Genomic DNA, 18352 nt, shown 5'->3' with positions numbered 1-18352 from the left:
CCGTATGGATTTTATCGTAATGGCCTTGGTGCTTGGTTCAGCAGCCTTACACCCTTTTCGTGATTTACTCATTAAGGGGCAACGTTTTCCAGAATCTGCTTATTTGGGAGTAACGGGTTCATGGGTTATATTTGCCGCACTTCAAGCAGCTTGGTTAGACCAAACACTGACCCTACCCATTGAGGTTTGGCCGTTGGTGGCAGGCTCAGCTTTGGGCCTATTTATCTATTATCTGTGTGTAATGTTAACCTTAAAGACGGGCGATCTTTCTATCTATTACCCTATTATTCGCTCTTCCCCATTAGCCATTGTGGCGATCGGTTATATATTTTTAGAGCGGTATTATTCACCACTAACACTGGCAGGTATTAGCCTAACGTTGTTGGGCGCTATCATGATCCAATACCGCAGAGGTGCCGGTTTACTGCAACGCCCAACGTTAATTCTTACTGCCACAGCAGCCATGGTTGGCTCTGCCATTTATGGTTTAGCAGATTCCGTGGCAATGGAAGCGATTACACCAGCGCCCTTCTTATTTTGGGTTTATAGCGTTTTGACATGTGCCTTTCTCGCATTCTTTACTCTAACACGCACAGTTCGACGGCCACTAGCCACGCAGCTATTTGGCTGCTGGCGCAATGCACCTCTGCGCGTGCTTGCATCAGGTGCCCTGTCCTATGCGTCTTATGTGCTCATCTTGTTCGCTTTTCAGGCTGGTGGAGAAGTAGCGGTAGTCAGTGCTACTCGACAAGTGTCGATCCCCATATCAGTTTTTCTTGGTGCTTTAGTGCTTAAAGAACAAAGCCTACTGCCAAGGTTAGCCTGGTCGCTTTTATTGGCAAGTGGCGTCGCCTTAATTATTGTGGGTAGGTAGGCCTCTCTCCAGACACTACCAGTGGCGAGCCCTTTGGTTACATCATTGTAGTTTTTAGGCCAGTAAACTAACCAAATAAAATATAGCTATAGCTATACTTAAATAATCAGCACTGAATTCTATTTTTTATGAAACTCTCCCTCATCAATCATCTGCTGAAACATAGCTTCAGCTGAGGCTTTTAAGGAGCTATAATTAACACCAAGCTTGTCGATACTCTTGGCGTTATCACCCACATATTTGTGGCCCATATTCAGCGATATCATTTTACGAGACAACGTTTTCAAAATAATTGGCCCAACTAACCACACCAGCCATTTAGGCAACTCTTTACTGGGAAGGGGGTAAGTCGCCCCATATTTTTGTTTTAATAAGCTGGCTAACTCGAGTAGCGATTGGGCTTCGTTAAACACCGTATACCGCCCTGTAGCTTTTTTAATGTACGCAGCACGAATGTGTGCATCAGCAACATCTCGCACATCAACCATACCCATCGAAAGAGATGGAACACCCGCCTTCATTGAGCCATCACCCAATTGACGAACGATGTCATGCGAAGCGGAAGTAGATTTGCCAGAAACACTAGGCCCAATTACAAGGGCGGGGTTAATGACAACTAAAGTCCATTTATCCTGACCTTCCACCATTTTCCATGCTGCACGTTCAGCTAAAGTTTTTGAGTAAGAATACGGTTGGTGCGTTGCAGATGATGTGGTATTCCAATCATCTTCACTAACTTTGCCACTTGGGGTGTTCACACAGTCAATTGTATCGCCATAAATAGCGGCGACTGAACTTGTCAAAATGACCCGCTGTATAGATGAAGTAGCGTTTACACTGGCAAGTACATTTTTAGTACCGGCAAGCGCTGGTACAATTAAATCTGTCTGAGCATTATTAAACTTCAATATAAACGGTGAGGCGGTATGGAATACTGTGGCACATCCTTCCATCGCTTTGCCGTAACTACCGGCTTCGGTAAGGTCTGCTTTGAAGAGCACTACAGAACCTGGGCCTTTTTCAGACAACTGTTTTAAGTGTGCTACTTTTACTTCATTTTCAGGGTCACGCACCGCAGCGTGGACGCATACACCGGCTTCTACCAATCGCTTTACTATCCAGCCAGCAACAAACCCTGTGGCGCCTGTTACAAGAACCTTCTGTTTAGTATCAATGTTATATTTCATTTTAGTGCCCTGACAGTTCGGTTTATTTAATTTCGTAAAGGTATGGGGCAGGTGCAAAATAATTTCAAGGCCTTGCCCCAAGATTTGAGTCAGGTTAATAAAATGACTTTAGATTGAGCACATTGGACCTATTAATACGGCTAATACGGCTAATACGGCATAAAACTGAAAGATATAAAATGCCGTCGTTAGCTTCCAGTTAACACTATAGTGCTCTTTTTGGGTACCCGCATAAACAGTGTTTTAAAGAAAACTTGATGATAGATTACCCGTGTGTTTTATACCAAAATTAATCTTCTTTCATAATGGCAAAAAACTATGCCATATGGTATAGTTTTATTCGGTAGGTATGGTATAAAAATATATTATCATTAAATGTGTAGAGCTGCACTAATAACATCTGATTTTATTGCTAGTATGGTTTTATAAGGGCCAATTATATGGAAAAAATAGAAAAAGATTACTCTGAAATTCCCCAACTATCCCATAAATGGGACGAACGCATTATTAACCACGGCTGGGTGGGCGTGCCCAACCTGTTGCTTGAGCATCAAGGGCGCTTACAAATCTCATCTTCTGAACTGAATGTGTTGCTAGCCCTAATGAAATTTTGGCAAAGTAATGACCACCCTGCGCACCCGTCCATAAAGCACCTTTCAAAAATGTTGGGAAAAACAGAAAAAACAATTCAAAACAACATTCGTTCACTCGCAAACCGAGACAACAAACCTGAAGGCTTAGAACATATTTTGCCACAAGATTGGAAAGGGTTTATCAGCGTTCACCGTAGAAAAAGCCCCGAAAATAATGCAAACCTAACTAACCTATATCATTTCAAACCCTTGGCTGAAGTGTTGTTGGCGTTAGATGAGGATCAAAACGAAGCTAAAGAAGAGATGAAGCGCAAAAAACCTAGAATACGATTAAAGTCTAGCTAGCTGCTAATAATTACAACCTAGCCATTATGATGCAAAAACTGACAACATGAATGACAAATGATCAAACATTTGGATACCAGCGCTAGCAGCCAAAACCATTAACAATTTTATATCAGTCACTTTTAATTACAGCAATTGCTTACCCTTTTTTAGGTTAAGCACTTTAATTGGCCCCAAGGTTTTTATAAAATCCTGCAAGCTTTGCCCTAAAGCACCAACCTGTGGTTGTTTAAATGTGTGGGTAACAATTTTTCGAAAGCGGGCTTGTTCTTGTGGAAAGTGAAAACTATGAAACACTGGCACACCCAGAGGCACCTCAGCTTTGCTGAAATAGGCCAGTTCATTTAAATAAATTGCCGCAGCGGGCTGTTGTGAAACATTAAAGTGGGTTTGGCAATGGTTTTTAAAAAACATAAACACATTGTTCCGATAACTTGGATGGTCAACGCCAAGCACTGAAAAGCATAAAGTGCAGTACACTCGGGTTGATTTAGCACCCTCTCTAAGATGAAACGCCTTCATAAATTTTTTACCCGTTACAGCTAATATATCTGAACGCACATAAATAAGTTCGGCCAATGCCATTGGGCTTTTCCCGCCTTTAAAAGCTCCCCACTGCAAAGCTTGCAGACAATCTTCACAAGCGCATAAAAGGCTAAGCTTTGGAGTACTTATATTTAGATCAAAGCCACAGGCCCCACAGTAACATACGAGATCATCTGCCATTTAAAAACCCCATTTAACTTTTCTAACGCCATAGAAGAATACATTACTCATATACTGCCTTACTAGCACTAAACTATGAGCTATGTCGGTGCAGAAGAACACCAAGGTTAAAATTTAAAAGTAGATTACAAACTAAATAGGTCATTTTCACTAACCTATTTACATAAAAATTCGCACCATTACCTTATTGGCTATATAGTGTATTGACTGCTTATTTAGGCCTTTTAGCCTAGTTTAATGACCTATTTTTGGGCATTTTTGAGTTTATCGGTATGATCTAACGTGGCTTTTACGGCGACTAATAAACACCCAAAAAATTAGGACTTATATGCGAACCACAGACCAGACAGGCCTTGCCATTGTTTTAAGCCTTATTGCATTAACGTTATTCGATACTATGGGGTTAATCATCAAACACCTTTCAAGCACCTACTCAGCGGCCGAACTCTCGATGTGGCGAAACTTGTTTGGGCTGGTGCCGTCAATCGTAGCTTTATGGTCGTATAGGGCATGGCGCAGCTCTGGCAGGCGCCTAAAACTGCGGCAATGGAAATTGGCTTTCTTTCGCGGTGCTGTTATCACTATTGCCCAACTTTGTTTTTATATGTCTTTGGGGTTAATGGCGTTTGCTACGGCATCCACCATCACTTATTCTGGCGCATTATTTACCACTGCACTAGCCATCCCAATTTTGGGAGAACGGGTTGGCTGGGTTCGCTGGGGGGCGGTTTTGGTGGGCTTTATTGGTGTTATTATGGTAATCCAACCAGGCAGTTCAAGCTTTTCTTTTTATGCTCTGTTGCCGCTTGCAGCGGCAGCGTGTTATGCCCTCGCTGGGGTCACTGCTCGCGTGTTTGACGATGATGCCCCAAGCCCTTTAGTTAACCTATATGCGTCTGTAACATCATTAATAGGGGCATTTTTAATTACCTTTTTTTGGGGTGGTTTCACGCCAATAGCCTCTGCCACTGATATGGGTTGGATTGTGTTGATGGGGGCATTTGGTGGTACTGCAGTGCTATTTTTAGTGGTTAGTTGCCGAATGACTGAACAGAGTAATTTAGCCCCATTCAGTTACTTTGGTATTCCACTCGCGTTCGCCTTAGGATGGCTATTTTTTAACGAAGCACCATGGAGCAGCTTATTCCCTGGCGCACTGCTCATTGCAGCAGGTGGTTTGTTAATCGTATGGAGGGAACGATCTCGGTCTAAAACTGTAACCAACCTAAATCAATAAACCTTGCTCAGAGAAAGTGGATATGGCATCACATAATAGTATTAGAAAGGCTTGGTTGGACCTAAAAACAGCATGAATAAGGCAAACAACAGGTCTAACATCTCATTAGGCTTATCAAGCTTAGCTACATTATGGCTGGCTCAATTAACCTTAAGGTGCCCACCTGAATGGCATAGTTTAATACCTCCGTTAAATTTAAAAAAACCCAACCGAATATTAGTACCAAAAAGCCTACCCGTATTATCTTATTTGCCACAAATGGCCAAACAAGCACCTAAAGAAAACCAGCCGTTGATTAATTGTTTAATCCAGAACGAATCTAAATTACATTTTAATCAAACCTACTCTGCTGAAGATTTTGGGGAAAACTTTTTAAAGCAGTACGGATGGATTAAATTTTTAGGCCCAGATGCCTATTGGCATAGCGATATACTGTCAAGTGGCTTAGTTCTTTTTGGAGATTATGTCACCTACCCTGAGCATTGGCACGTGGCAGAGGAATTATACTTCCCATTAAGTGGCACCGCTCTTTGGTATCATGAAGAAAAAGGCTGGGCTACTATTGCTGGCTGCCCACTCATCCATCATGCAAGTAATATCAAACACTCGATGCGTACTTTTGGTGAGCCAATGCTGGCTTTATACATTTGGCGCGGCGGCAACCTAGTGCAAAAATCTAACATATAGACTCGCTTTCTATTTTAACTTATTATAATTACAAGCTTGATTAGGTCTGAAAACCCTACGTTGAATAGCCCATGAGCTATTTTTCAGATAATGTTGCTGCTAATTTAATATAGATTTCAATCGTCAACTAATGCTGAGGCCAAGCATGCAAAAACCCTTTAGGTTAAACCGCCGCCAATGGCTTGTCTCATCTTTGGGACTCATTGCAACTGCACTTTCCAGTCCACTCTTTGCTCAAACTCAAATTCGTCGTATAGCACCTCAATATATTGCAACGCTTGCTCCCTCTGGTGCAAAATCAGGAACAGGTGCGCAAACCTGGGGCCTCTGGCGAGTAGATCCTGGCCCAATCGGTGTTTGGCTTCGCTTTTACCAGCTGTTGCAAAAAGCTGGTAATCTTGCCCCAGCTGGATGGCGATTTAATATCGACGATTGGTGGCTTGATGAGAATGGCTTAATAATGAAAGCACCTGAGTTTCCGATGCCTGCTGGAAACTATTACGTGACCAACGGTGAAGATCATATTTCTTTGCTCACGGTGGAAAAACCAGACGCCAACGGGGAACAAGCATGGTCATTGTCCGATGAAAAAACCATTGGTAATGTCACCCATGGGCCTTGCCGGTCTGCGCGCTATACACCTGAAGGTGATTCTGCCACCTGCTCACCCGCAAACGCCAACCGTGAAGCATTCCCACTAAAGCCTGGAGAAGTTCCACCACCTGTGGATGGCTGCAACCGCAAACAATACGCCGTACTTATTGTGTTTGGTTTACCCATTGAAAGCGCTTAGCAGTCTGTGTAGTTGCTACGCAAACAACTGCTATACATTTCGTGTGCTTTGGTAACGTGAGCAGGGGTCATTTTCGTAGCAATGCTTTGTTTATATTGAGCGGCTAGCAAGTCGCCATTATGGCTGCCCACACTCCACCACATGTAGGCACGTAAATAGTCTGTAGGTACCCCATGGCCATTAACATACATAACACCAAGGTAAGATTGGGCTCTCGCATAACCCTGCTTAGACGCTAAGGTAAGCCATTTAACTGCTGTTTTGTCGTTCTCCACAACACCTTTACCAGCATCATACAGACCACCTAGGTTAAACTGAGCAACTATATCGCCTTGCTCCGCCGCTAGGGTGTACCACTTTGTTGCTGCATTATAGTTCTGCGGAACACCATGGCCACGCTCGTACATAAAACCCAGGTTAGACTGTGCAGAAGCATTGCCACTGTCAGCAAATGGGATCCACTGTGATAGAGCCGTTTTATAATCGCCTGCCTTGTAGGCCTGAAGGCCCTTATCAACGTCAGCAGCAATGGCTGCTCCATTGGCCCACAGTAGTATAAGGGTTAACCCCAGCAATACTTTTCTAATACTCATAGCTCTATGCTCTAACTAAGATGATAACTAGTGTCCCTAAAACCGCAGTTACAGGTAAACATGCCTACTATTTATCGCAAACGACACCAGCTTACCGCCTGCTTAAAGACATTATTACCCTCTGGTAAAACCACCAACCTTCGCTCGTACATCCGCTCCAAAAGCACCATAGGTGTCTTTTATTTCGGGTTTAATTTCTCCAACAATTAAATAACTAAGCAGGATCCCAACAAAATTTAACCTCGCTAAACTGAATACCCATTTTCAGTAAGCCGCTTCGAAAGTTCTGCAATATGTGCTGGCCCAACTTCGCAACAACCGCCGATTAAACCCGCTCCATTAGTGACCCATTCCATAGCAAATTCAGCATAAGCCGCTGGACCCAGATCAGTTCGCGACTGCATAGATTTCACGGTACCACCAGGCTTCAAGCTATCAATAGAAGTAAATCCATTGCCATAAGCACCCGTTAAGCCTTGGTCTGATTTCATTTTTGACCATGACGCCGAAATTGCTTCTGGCTTGCTACAGTTAAGGAGTTTTGCATCGGCACCAAACTCATCTAGCATCGCTACAGCGTCCGATAACGCTTCTCCACTGCGCAATAAACCTTGGTCATTATCTGCAATTGTTAAAGAAACCCATACTGGTAAACCGCTTTCCTTAGCAGCAACTAAGGCGGCTTTAGCTTCAGCAATTGATGACATAGTTTCACACAAGAAAACATCAACGTGGGGCGCCTGAATAGCCACTATTTTACTGTAGCTTTTTAACATTGTCTCATATTTAGGTGCAACTTCAGCGTGATAACTTGCTACTAATGGGGGCAGGCAACCCGCAATTTTAACCTCTGGAATACCAGCAGCTTCGCGCGCACTGATCGCTGCATTAATCGCAGCGACATGAAGCCTCTCAAAGTCTTCAATTTGGCCATCACGGGTAAGTCTCTCGGGGGTCATCGTATAGGCATTTAAAGTAATCACGCGAGAACCAGCAAAGATATAATCTAAATGTACATCACGCACAATTTCAGGCTCATCGATCATTACTTGGGTTGACCAAAGTGGCGTGACCTCGTTACTGCTGCGCTTGAGTAACTCTTGGCCCATACCTCCGTCTAAAAGAGTAATGTGTGGTTTGTGTGACATCATATTTAAAAAACCCTTATGTTATTAGCCGTGACATTACTGTTACAGGCATTTGTTTGTTGGCATCTAAAGCGAGCGATATTTTACCATATTAGAATGCGCGATCTGCTGTTATTTGATGGGGTAATATAACTAACGAATCAGTGGCATAGTTTGAAAAGCAATTAAGGCTAATAAGAGAGGGTAAACACCCTGTTGGTGATCAGTCTGTAAAACAATACTCTGGGTATGTAATATCTGCTAAGTGCTGCTGCCAAATATGTGACACTAAGCCTAGTTTAATGGCATTGTTTAAGGCGCTATCTAACGCCTGCTTTAATTCAACCTGGTGTGGCTGCATTGCTGCACCCCATAAATTAGCCGTATTTACGGTAAAGGCAAGTTTAAAACGTGGATCATTTAACAGGTTTCCAAATGCCGGCTCATCATCTACCACTGCGTCTACTTCACCTGACGCTAAGGCCTTAATCATGTCTGCAAAAACATCATCAGACTGGCCTGAAAAAGAAACTAGCTGGCACCCCAGCCAAGCTTTTGCCAATGCCATATTTGTACTACCTTCGATGGCAGCCACGTTTAACCTGTCTAGGTCTAATGGGCTAAGTATGTTTGAATCACAACGAACCAGCACAGATTCATCAAACGCTGCATAGGGCCTAGAGAACAAAAGACGGTTTTGCCTCGCTGCAGTTATGGCGCATCCGCACCAAATAGCATCGGCTTTCTTGTTTAACAACACCGATTCGAAATCAGACCAGCGGGTATATAACCATTTTAGCTTCAGGCCCAATTGCTGGGCGATCACTTTAGCTATCTCTGGTTCATAGCCAAAGCGCTGGCCCGTATCATCAGTATTAAATAGCGGCATGGCATTTAGGTCTGCGCACACTAATGTTAAGCAGCCCTCATTGACTGTGTTTAACACTTTGGTGCTGAAAAAGTTAAATAGTCGTCAAGGGCTTTCGTTCTGCTGCCATTCTCATGCCAAAGAATTGGAAAATAATTTTCATCTAATTGATTGTCTGCTAAATGTTTATAACGACTGTAAGTAGGGCCTATTCCTTGGGCAAATTGAGTGGGATCATATTCTGCATCACAACGCATTAAATGAAGCACTAATGCGCGCCTAGGGAGCGCAGACTCATTAGCACCAGAGCCATGCCATGTCCATCCGTGATGCACAGAACCACCACCTGCTTTCACTTCAACATACTTAATTTGAGGTTCCTCACCTTGGCTCTGGGCGGCATATTGCATGGGTTCACGGTAATTGTCTGGGCCATGGAACTCACCTGATGGTATGCTCTTGCCCCATTTATGCGAACCTTTAACAAACTCTAACGTACCACCAGCCTGCTTAGTATCGTCAAGGGCAATCCAGCAGGATATCAAGTCACTTGGAGTAAACCATGACAAATAGGCACTGTCCTGGTGATAACCCAAAGACCTTGCCCCAGAGGGCTTTGACAAGAGGTTATCAATCATAATTCGAACACCGGGCCACCCTGCCAATTGGGCCAAACTGCGACCCAAGTCTTCACTTAATACCACTTGTGCAATGCTACGGTTAGCCTTCCAGCCATTGCACACCTGACGCGTGAGGCTAGGATCACCTGAACCAAGCTGCCAATTTACCTCATCAGGAGTCACCCCTGTTTCAAACATCCCATTAAATACATCATCAAAGGCTTGATGCAGCGGAACCAGTTGCTCTGCCGGGAGGATTTTATCGATAACAAGAAATCCTTGTTGATTGAAGTCTTGTTTATTTTTATTTGTTGGCTTGAATAACATAACTAGTCTAATCCCACTCTTACTTATGGAATCAGTATATAGAATAAGAAACGCGTAATTCAACCGAAAAATTGACGGCATGTAATGCTTAAAAATAGTTTTACATCAATAGATTTATAACTATTACAGCACTAATGCGATTAGTATGGATTGTGTTTTAAGATAACAGCTCTTTAAGGCTCTTCACTAGTGCACCAGACGCATTTTCTTCAAGCTTATGCTTGCCAGAAACTACCACCTGCTCTCCTGCAACAAACACATCGTTTACTGGGTTATGGTTAATTCCAAAAATCCAGCGATTAATAAGCTGCTCAGGCTTAGCTGCTGCTAATAGCGGATGGCTAATATCAAGGGTGATGAAGTCAGCGCGGGAACCGACTCTTATGCCCGTACTAATATTACAGGCCGCATTACCACCTAAAGCACTGGCTTGGTAGATAAAGTCGCCCACACTAGGTTGATCGCTACTGTACACTCGGTTACGTTGCTGGTCACGCAAACGCTGCCCATATTCCAATAGACGCAGTTCTTCAGCCACTGAAACACACACATGGCTATCTGACCCAATGCCTAATCGACCGCTTTGGGCCACCAAATCTGTGATGGGGAAAATACCATCACCTAGGTTAGCCTCAGTACTTGGGCACAAACCTACAACGGCTTGGCTATTAGCAATAGTCTTTACCTCTTGCTCATTTACATGAGTGGCATGGATCAAGCACCAACGGGCGTCAAAACCCACTTGGTTAGCTAACCACTCCACCGGGCGCTGGCCACTCCAGGCTACACAGTCATTCACTTCTTTCATTTGTTCAGCGATATGAATGTGGACTGGCCAGTCTTGCGGTAAGCTCGTTAATGCTGTTTCAATTTGTGATTTGGTAACGGCACGCAGCGAATGGAAACACAAGCCTTGATTATGCCTAAGCACATCCATGTTTTTTCCAAGCTGTTCTTGCAGACGCAAATAAGCATCTAGGTTGTGGATAAAGCGTGCTTGCGTAGGGCTTGGGGCTTGGCCACCAAAGCCAGAGTGGCTGTAAAGCACAGGCAGTAGTGTCTGGCCAATACCTGCATCAACCGCTGCTTGGCGAACGTGCAAGGCCATTTCTGCTGGGTTGTCATAAGCTTGACCACTTTGCTGGTGATGCAAATAATGGAACTCCGCAACTTGGGTATAACCGGCTTTAAGCATCTCAATATAGAGGTGAGTGGCAATTTTACGCACCTGATCAGGAGTGAGCTTGGCAACCAGGCCATACATTAGGTCTCGCCAGCTCCAAAAACTGTCTTTGGGATCTAAACACACCTCCGCCAAGCCTGCCATGGCACGCTGAAACGCGTGCGAGTGCAGATTGACCATACCCGGCAGCACTGGGCCATTTAGCAACTGGCACCCTTGGCTAGTTTTACCTACCTGAATTTGACTAATAACACCGTTGGTAACTTCTATTTTTACGTTGTTAGCCCAGCCTGAAGCTGTTAAAACTTGGTCGGCAAAGTAAAACTTGTTCATCATTAGTGCTCTCGTGATAATATATGCTTAACTTGTATAGACATTACATGAATTGGCACAGTTAAGTCAACATTGTATACTCCAATAAGAACTAAGATTTATGGACCTATTGTGACTAAACGCCAATCAGATACCACTCAAAGCTTACTCAACGCACTGCCAAATACCAATGCGCCTATTTATGCCCGACTGAAAAGCGCTATCTTAGAAAATATTGACTCGTCCACTTGGCTACCCGAACAACGCCTGCCATCCGAAGCTGAAATGGTTAAGGCATTAGGGGTAAGCCGCATGACTGTTAATAGAGCGCTGCGAGAGCTCACTGCTGATGGTGTACTTATTAGGCAACAAGGTGTGGGTACATTTGTAGCACCTAAAAAAGCCCATTCTTCGTTATTTGAAGTCCATAACATTGCTCAAGAAATTGCAGATCGAGGCCACAAACATACAACAAAAGTTGTTGAATTACAGACTGTTAAAGCCAATACAGACCAAGCTTTAAGGCTAGGTTTACGCACGGGTGAGCGCATATTTAAATCAACTTTAATCCACTTTGAAAACCAGCATCCTATTCAACTGGAACAGCGCATTGTTAATACTACACTCGCCCCAAACTATGCAGAACAAGACTTTACACAACTGACACCATTTGCCTATTTAAATAAAGTAGCCCCCATTACAGAAGGAGAGCACTTGGTGGAAGCCGTTATTCCAAATGCGACAGAGGCAGAACAACTGGCTATTAGTACACACCAACCCTGCCTTCAAATTAAACGCAGAACCTGGTCTGGCCAGATAATTGTTACTAGTGCTAGGCTGCTATCGCCAGGTCATCTATTTCAATTATTTGGTCATTTCGGCCGTCCTTAATGACTACATTTTACTTGCCAGATTATTAAAATTGGCGTATGTTTTACTACTTGTATATACATGTAAGGAAAAACGCACATGCTCAACGCCGAAGACCTCAAGGCTCGCCGCACCCGTAGTGGAAATATAACAGCACCGACTGGTACAAAAATCAGCACCAAAAGCTGGATGACTGAAGCGCCCCTGCGCATGCTAATGAACAACCTAGACCCAGACGTAGCTGAAAATCCAAATGAGCTAGTGGTGTATGGCGGTATTGGCCGCGCTGCAAGAGATTGGGCTAGTTATGATCAGATCGTCTCTTCTTTAACCGATCTTGAAGAAGACGAAACACTGTTGGTGCAGTCTGGTAAACCGGTGGGGGTATTTAAAACCCATACTAATGCGCCCAGAGTTCTTATTGCGAATTCAAACCTAGTACCACACTGGGCAACATGGGATCATTTTAATGAGTTAGATGCCAAAGGTTTAGCTATGTACGGCCAAATGACCGCAGGTAGTTGGATCTATATTGGTAGCCAAGGCATTGTTCAGGGCACCTACGAAACTTTTGTTGAAGCTGGCCGGCAACACTTTGGTGGCAACCTTAAAGGCCGCTGGATTTTAACTGCAGGTTTAGGTGGCATGGGCGGAGCCCAGCCACTTGCAGCAAGTTTGGCAGGAGCGTGCTCACTTAATATTGAGTGCCAGCAAAGCCGCATAGACCTGCGCTTAAAAACCCGCTATTTAGATGAACAGGCTGCCGATATTGATGATGCGTTAGCACGAATTAAACGCTACACGCAGGCTGGAGAAGCCAAGTCTATTGGCCTACTGGGTAATGCAGTAGACATTTTACCAGATCTGGTGAGGCGAGGCGTTAAGCCAGACTTAGTCACTGATCAAACCTCTGCCCACGACCCTCTAAACGGTTACTTACCACAGAATATGGACTGGGAAACCTACCGCCAAAATGCCATTGATGACCCTGCAGCCACTATTAAGGCTGCCAAAGCCTCTATGGCTATTCATGTGAGAGCTTTACTGGCGTTCCATAGCCAGGGCATTCCCACCGTAGATTACGGTAATAATATCCGTCAGGTGGCGCTAGAAGAAGGGGTAGAGAATGCTTTTGACTTCCCAGGTTTTGTTCCTGCCTATATCCGCCCACTGTTTTGTCGTGGTGTAGGGCCGTTTCGATGGGTGGCACTGTCTGGTAACAAAGAAGACATATACCGCACAGATGCCAAGGTTAAAGAACTCATCCCAGATGATGCCCACTTACATCACTGGCTCGATATGGCACGTGAGCGTATTCAATTCCAAGGTTTACCTGCACGTATTTGCTGGGTTGGCTTGGGCCAACGGGCCAAATTAGGTTTAGCCTTTAATGAAATGGTGCGTAGTGGCGAGCTAAAGGCGCCTATCGTCATTGGCCGTGATCACCTAGATTCTGGCTCTGTTGCCAGCCCCAACCGAGAAACTGAAGGTATGCAGGACGGATCAGACGCAGTGTCTGATTGGCCATTACTCAATGCTCTACTCAATACGGCTTCTGGTGCCACTTGGGTGTCATTGCACCATGGCGGTGGCGTAGGCATGGGCTTTTCTCAGCATTCGGGCATGGTAATTGTGTGCGATGGTACCGACGAAGCGGCTGCCCGTATCGCTCGGGTACTGCACAATGATCCAGCAACAGGGGTAATGCGCCACGCAGACGCAGGCTACCAAATTGCCATAGATTGCGCCCAAGAAAAAGGTTTAAACCTTCCTATGATTAAGCACAATAAAACCCATTGAGGCACGTTATGTACACGTTTGAAATACAACCAGGTCTTCTAACACTCGCCCAATTACGCCAAGTGGCGCGTCGCAAGGTGTGCGTAACAATCTCCAGTGACGCACTACCAGCTATCCACAAAAGCCAGCAACTGGTTAATCAAGTTATTGAAGAAAATAGAACGGTATACGGTATCAACACCGGTTTTGGGTTATTGGCCAATACAAGAATAGAAGTAGAAGACCTTGAAGAGCTGCAACGTTCAATTGTTTTGTCCCATGCAGCAGGTATTGGACGATTAATGGATGACGCGGTGGTGCGCTTGGTAATGGTGCTTAAAGTAAACAGCTTGGCTCGAGGTTTCTCTGGCATCCGGTTAAGTGTGATCGAGGCTTTGATGACACTCATTAATACCGAAGTTTTTCCCTGTATTCCAGAAAAGGGATCCGTTGGAGCGTCTGGTGACTTAGCGCCTTTGGCCCACATGAGTGCAGTTTTGCTGGGTGAAGGTCAGGCTCGCTACCGAGGTGAAATTATCTCTGGTCAAGCGGCATTAAAAATTGCAGGTTTAAAACCATTGATTTTAGCGCCCAAAGAAGGTTTGGCATTACTCAATGGCACTCAAGCCTCTACAGCCTTTGCCCTACAAGGGTTATTTCACGCTGAGGACCTGTGGGCTTCCGCCACAGTGTGTGGCGCACTATCAGTAGAAGCTGCTTTGGGTAGCCGCAGCCCATTTGATGCACGCATTCATGACGCACGCGGGCACAAAGGGCAGATAGACTCAGCAACAGCATATCGTCATCTACTGACCCCAAACAGTGAAATAGGCACCTCACACGATAATTGCCACAAAGTGCAAGACCCCTATTCCTTGCGCTGCCAGCCTCAGGTAATGGGTGCGTGTTTAGAGCAAATTCGCCATGCTGCCGGGGTATTGCAGGTAGAGTCCAATGCCGTTTCTGATAACCCCTTAGTCTTTGCCGATCAAGGAGATATTGTCTCTGGTGGTAACTTCCATGCCGAACCTGTGGCCATGGTAGCAGATAATTTAGCCTTAGCCATTGCTGAAATTGGTAGTTTATCTGAACGCCGCATGGCCTTATTAATTGATTCCGCTCTTAGCCAACTTCCGCCGTTCTTAGTTGACAATGGTGGGGTGAATTCTGGCTTTATGATTGCTCAAGTCACTGCAGCCGCGCTGGCCAGTGAAAATAAAACCTTTGCTCACCCAGCCTGTGTCGACAGCTTACCTACCTCTGCTAACCAAGAAGACCATGTATCCATGGCCACCTTTGCAGCGCGGCGCTTGAGGGACATGAGCGAAAACACCCGTGGCATTTTAGCTGTAGAACTTTTATCTGCAGTGCAAGGTTTAGATTTCCGCACGGGCTTGAGTACCAGCCCCTTATTAGAGCAAGCCCGTTCTGGGTTGCGTGCACAAGTACCTTTTTATGATAAAGACCGTTACTTTGCCACAGACATCGCAGCGGCCAATGATTTGTTGGCCACAGCTTGTCATAATGACATGATGCCTGCCGGAATAATGCCAAGCTTTACTTAACCGCTGTGTGTTCGCACTCAATAGGACTTAAAACATGCCTTCATTCGATACCGTTTATGTTGGTTTTAACGCCGCCACTATGGCCTCCAATAGCGACTACGGCACCATTAAAGATGCCGCTATAGCTGTAAAAAATGGTCATATTGAATGGATCGGTCCTGCCTGTGACTTACCTGAACACAAGGCAACCACCGTTAACTTGGGTGGTGGTTGGGTTACACCAGGGTTGGTTGATTGCCACACTCATATAGTATTTGGTGGCGATCGTAGTAGCGAATATGAAATGCGCCTGCAAGGTGCAAACTACGAGGCTATTGCCAAAGCCGGTGGTGGCATTGTTTCTACAGTGGTAGACACGCGCAAAGCGAGTGCGCAACAGCTATTAGAGAGTGCAAAAAAACGCCTACATGGCCTAATGGCAGATGGTGTCACCTGCATAGAGGTGAAGTCAGGTTATGGCTTAGACCTAGCCACAGAAACGAAAATGTTACGTGTAGCCCGTACCTTGGGTGAAGAGTTATCTGTCACGCTGCGCACAAGCTGTTTAGCCGCCCATGCCCTGCCTCAAGAATACCAAGGCCGAGCCGATGCTTACATTGATTTAGTCTGTGACGAAATTATTCCCAGCCTTGCCAAGGCTGGCTTGGCTGATGCTGTTGATGGTTTCTGTGAAGGCATTGCTTTTTCTGTAGCACAAATTGAACGGGTATTTAAAGCTGCTTTAGCCCATAACTTACCTGTAAAACTTCATGCCGAACAGCTATCTAACCTGGGGGGTTCTGGCCTTGCTGCGCGTTACAAGGCATTATCCAGTGATCACTTAGAGTACTTAAGTGATGCAGACGCCGTCGCTATGGCCGCTGCAGGCACCGTTGCAGTCATTTTACCTGGGGCATTTTTTTGCCTCAAAGAAACTAAGCTGCCACCGATTCAACGCCTGCGTGAGTTGGGCGTGCCAATGGCAATTGCTAGCGACTGCAACCCAGGGTCTGCACCGGTTTTATCCCTACGCTTAATGATGAGTATGGCCTGCACTTTATTCGGTTTTACTCCACTGGAAGCCTTACAAGGGGTCACTCGTCATGGTGCTCAGGCGCTTGGTTTAGGCCAAAGTCACGGTCAACTTAAAGTGGGCTATGCTGCCGATTTTGTATGTTGGGACATTCAACAGCCAGCAGAACTGAGTTATTGGTTGGGTGGCCAGCTTGTGAAACATCGCGCAGTTGCTGGGCAAATTACATGAATACAACAAAGATAACCTCGCCAGGCGACTTTATCACTATGCCCTGGCGTAATGGCTTAGGCTCAACCATTGAGGTATTAAAGCATCAGCCTGGAGATTCGTTCCAGTGGCGCTTAAGCATGGCCGATGTTACAGAAGACGGCGCGTTTTCAGACTTTTCTGGTTACGATCGTTGTTTGATCTTGATCAATGGAGCAGGTGTCACCCTGACAGACAACAAAAAACAAACATGGGTTCTTAAAAGTCAGCTTGATACTGCCCACTTTAAAGGCGAAGACCTCATCAATGCACGTTTGCATGATGGACCAATCCGAGATTTTAATCTCATGACTAGACGCCAGAACTGCAGTGCCAAAGTCTTCACTAGTCAGCAACACACTAACCAAACTATTCGTTTAGATGGCGACTTGTTTTTGCTTTTTAATATCCATGGGAACGCCAGCTTCAAACTCGACAACAACACTAGAGAAACACTAGACGCACAACATTTAATGCAACTAGAACCTAGTTCTAAAAATAATTGTGACTGTTCTGGTGACGCTTGGATAGGTATACTAATTACCTACCTATGGCCTAAAATAGCCCTAAATAGCCCCAAATAGCCCAAAGAGGCCCTATTGCTAGTTACTCAGGAGCAATGCATGCAACTCGGCCAAGTGATCAATCTTGCAACCCACCCTATCCACGACAAACGGTATGAGCAAGCCTGTAAACATCAATTTGATAATGAAGGTGTGTTAGTTCTCAAACAGTTCCTCACATCCGCTGCTCGTGCTGCAATTATTCAAGAAGGGAGCAATAAACAGACGTCTGCGTTCTATACCAATTCTGGTCACAATGTATACCTTACCCAAAAGGACCCATCTTTTGATAACAACCACCCTCTCAATCAATGGGTGCAATCTTCCAAAGGCTGCATTACTGATGACCAAATTGCGTTAGATTCTCCCTTGCGTACCCTTTATGATGCACCTGAACTGCGCTCCTTTTTAGCATCTATATTGGGTGAGGAAAAACTTTACCCCTATGCCGACCCGCTCTCTTCAATTAACTTACATTACGCCAGTGAAGGTCAAGAACTAGGTTGGCACTTTGACAACTCATCTTTTGCCATCACTTTATTGGTGCAAAAACCCAAAGCGGGTGGGCAATTTGAGTACGTTACTAAGTTAAGAGATGCTAGCCAAGGGGATATGAATTACCCAGGGGTGGGCAGAGTGTTAAAGGGAGAAGTAGAGGCTAAGGTACTTGCCATGTCTGCTGGAGACCTGGTGTTATTTAGGGGTAGAGATGCACTCCACCGTGTTACACCTACTCAAGGTGATACAACGCGAATGCTAGTAGTGCTAGCTTATAATGCAGAAGCCAATGTGTCACTGTCAGAATCAGCTCGCATGACCTTCTACGGACGTTTAGAATAGCA

18 protein-coding genes are annotated in these 18352 nt (G+C 45.0%); 11 read left to right on the top strand and 7 right to left on the bottom strand.

The window, feature by feature from the left end; genetic code table 11:
• The first annotated feature begins 4 nt into the window (after positions 1 to 4).
• Positions 5 to 874 carry a hypothetical protein gene (locus ABXT60_RS04745; RefSeq protein WP_443631602.1) on the top strand — a complete coding sequence of 290 codons (870 nt, stop codon included), beginning with the start codon at positions 5 to 7 and terminating at the stop codon, positions 872 to 874.
• A gap of 119 nt (positions 875 to 993) precedes the next feature.
• Here the strand turns inward: ABXT60_RS04745 and ABXT60_RS04740 are convergent, their stop codons facing one another.
• Entirely contained in the window at positions 994 to 2061 is a 1068-nt protein-coding gene (locus ABXT60_RS04740; protein ID WP_443631601.1) for an NAD-dependent epimerase/dehydratase family protein, read from the bottom strand.
• A 440-nt stretch (positions 2062 to 2501) separates the two neighbouring features.
• Here ABXT60_RS04740 and ABXT60_RS04735 point away from each other — a divergent pair, with 440 nt between their 5' ends.
• A complete protein-coding gene (locus tag ABXT60_RS04735) occupies positions 2502 to 2999 on the top strand; it encodes a helix-turn-helix domain-containing protein (RefSeq protein ID WP_443631600.1) in 498 nt (165 codons plus the stop codon).
• A gap of 126 nt (positions 3000 to 3125) precedes the next feature.
• On the opposite strand, the gene ABXT60_RS04730 is transcribed toward ABXT60_RS04735, so the two are convergent.
• Positions 3126 to 3725: a hypothetical protein gene (locus ABXT60_RS04730; RefSeq protein ID WP_443631599.1), complete on the bottom strand. Its 600-nt coding sequence runs from the start codon at positions 3723 to 3725 to the stop codon at positions 3126 to 3128.
• 328 nt (positions 3726 to 4053) lie between these two features.
• Between ABXT60_RS04730 and ABXT60_RS04725 the strand changes: the two genes are divergently transcribed.
• The 3 genes from ABXT60_RS04725 (at position 4054) to ABXT60_RS04715 (ending at position 6442) form a co-directional block, all read left to right on the top strand.
• Positions 4054 to 4962, top strand: a complete 909-nt coding sequence (locus ABXT60_RS04725) for a DMT family transporter (protein ID WP_443631598.1) — start codon at positions 4054 to 4056, stop codon at positions 4960 to 4962.
• 72 nt (positions 4963 to 5034) lie between these two features.
• A complete protein-coding gene (locus tag ABXT60_RS04720) occupies positions 5035 to 5649 on the top strand; it encodes a dimethylsulfonioproprionate lyase family protein (protein WP_443631597.1) in 615 nt (204 codons plus the stop codon).
• Between the two features lie 145 nt (positions 5650 to 5794).
• Positions 5795 to 6442, top strand: coding sequence for a hypothetical protein (locus ABXT60_RS04715; RefSeq protein ID WP_443631596.1), 648 nt, complete (start codon positions 5795 to 5797; stop codon positions 6440 to 6442).
• On the opposite strand, the gene ABXT60_RS04710 is transcribed toward ABXT60_RS04715, so the two are convergent.
• From ABXT60_RS04710 to ABXT60_RS04690, 5 genes are all read right to left on the bottom strand, one after another.
• A complete protein-coding gene (locus ABXT60_RS04710) occupies positions 6439 to 7035 on the bottom strand; it encodes a tetratricopeptide repeat protein (protein WP_443631595.1) in 597 nt (198 codons plus the stop codon). The two genes, ABXT60_RS04715 and ABXT60_RS04710, sit on opposite strands and share 4 nt — an antisense overlap.
• Before the next feature lie 245 nt (positions 7036 to 7280).
• Positions 7281 to 8186: a homocysteine S-methyltransferase family protein gene (locus ABXT60_RS04705; RefSeq protein ID WP_443631594.1), complete on the bottom strand. Its 906-nt coding sequence runs from the start codon at positions 8184 to 8186 to the stop codon at positions 7281 to 7283.
• Positions 8187 to 8385: 199 nt separating this feature from the next.
• Complete coding sequence (locus tag ABXT60_RS04700) at positions 8386 to 9072, bottom strand: substrate-binding periplasmic protein (RefSeq protein WP_443631593.1); 687 nt, start codon at positions 9070 to 9072, stop codon at positions 8386 to 8388.
• Positions 9073 to 9101: 29 nt separating this feature from the next.
• A complete protein-coding gene (locus ABXT60_RS04695) occupies positions 9102 to 9977 on the bottom strand; it encodes a phytanoyl-CoA dioxygenase family protein (RefSeq protein WP_443631592.1) in 876 nt (291 codons plus the stop codon).
• A 157-nt stretch (positions 9978 to 10134) separates the two neighbouring features.
• Complete coding sequence (locus tag ABXT60_RS04690) at positions 10135 to 11496, bottom strand: formimidoylglutamate deiminase (RefSeq protein ID WP_443631591.1); 1362 nt, start codon at positions 11494 to 11496, stop codon at positions 10135 to 10137.
• Positions 11497 to 11604: 108 nt separating this feature from the next.
• On the opposite strand from ABXT60_RS04690, the gene hutC reads away from it, so the two are divergent.
• The 6 genes from hutC to ABXT60_RS04660 all read left to right on the top strand — a co-directional run bounded on the left by hutC (position 11605) and on the right by ABXT60_RS04660 (position 18350).
• Positions 11605 to 12363 carry a histidine utilization repressor gene (gene hutC / locus ABXT60_RS04685; RefSeq protein ID WP_443631590.1) on the top strand — a complete coding sequence of 253 codons (759 nt, stop codon included), beginning with the start codon at positions 11605 to 11607 and terminating at the stop codon, positions 12361 to 12363.
• A 78-nt stretch (positions 12364 to 12441) separates the two neighbouring features.
• Positions 12442 to 14142, top strand: a complete 1701-nt coding sequence (gene hutU / locus ABXT60_RS04680) for a urocanate hydratase (RefSeq protein WP_443631589.1) — start codon at positions 12442 to 12444, stop codon at positions 14140 to 14142.
• A gap of 8 nt (positions 14143 to 14150) precedes the next feature.
• Positions 14151 to 15686, top strand: a complete 1536-nt coding sequence (gene hutH / locus ABXT60_RS04675; RefSeq protein ID WP_443631588.1) for a histidine ammonia-lyase — start codon at positions 14151 to 14153, stop codon at positions 15684 to 15686.
• 34 nt (positions 15687 to 15720) lie between these two features.
• On the top strand, positions 15721 to 16929 hold the full coding sequence (gene hutI, locus ABXT60_RS04670; protein ID WP_443631587.1) for an imidazolonepropionase: 1209 nt from the start codon (positions 15721 to 15723) through the stop codon (positions 16927 to 16929).
• Entirely contained in the window at positions 16926 to 17531 is a 606-nt protein-coding gene (locus ABXT60_RS04665; RefSeq protein ID WP_443631586.1) for a HutD/Ves family protein, read from the top strand. The genes hutI and ABXT60_RS04665 overlap by 4 nt, the downstream gene beginning before the upstream one ends.
• A gap of 39 nt (positions 17532 to 17570) precedes the next feature.
• The gene (locus tag ABXT60_RS04660) at positions 17571 to 18350 is read left to right on the top strand and encodes a HalD/BesD family halogenase (protein WP_443631585.1); all 780 of its coding nucleotides are present in this window, start codon (positions 17571 to 17573) and stop codon (positions 18348 to 18350) included.
• Positions 18351 to 18352: the final 2 nt, after the last annotated feature.

The sequence above is a fragment of the Candidatus Njordibacter sp. Uisw_056 genome, assembly GCF_047730085.1.
Classification (GTDB): Bacteria; Pseudomonadota; Gammaproteobacteria; order Pseudomonadales; family Balneatricaceae; genus Njordibacter.
Note: the sequence above shows the minus strand (reverse complement) of the source record. Positions and strands in the feature narration are given on the sequence as shown.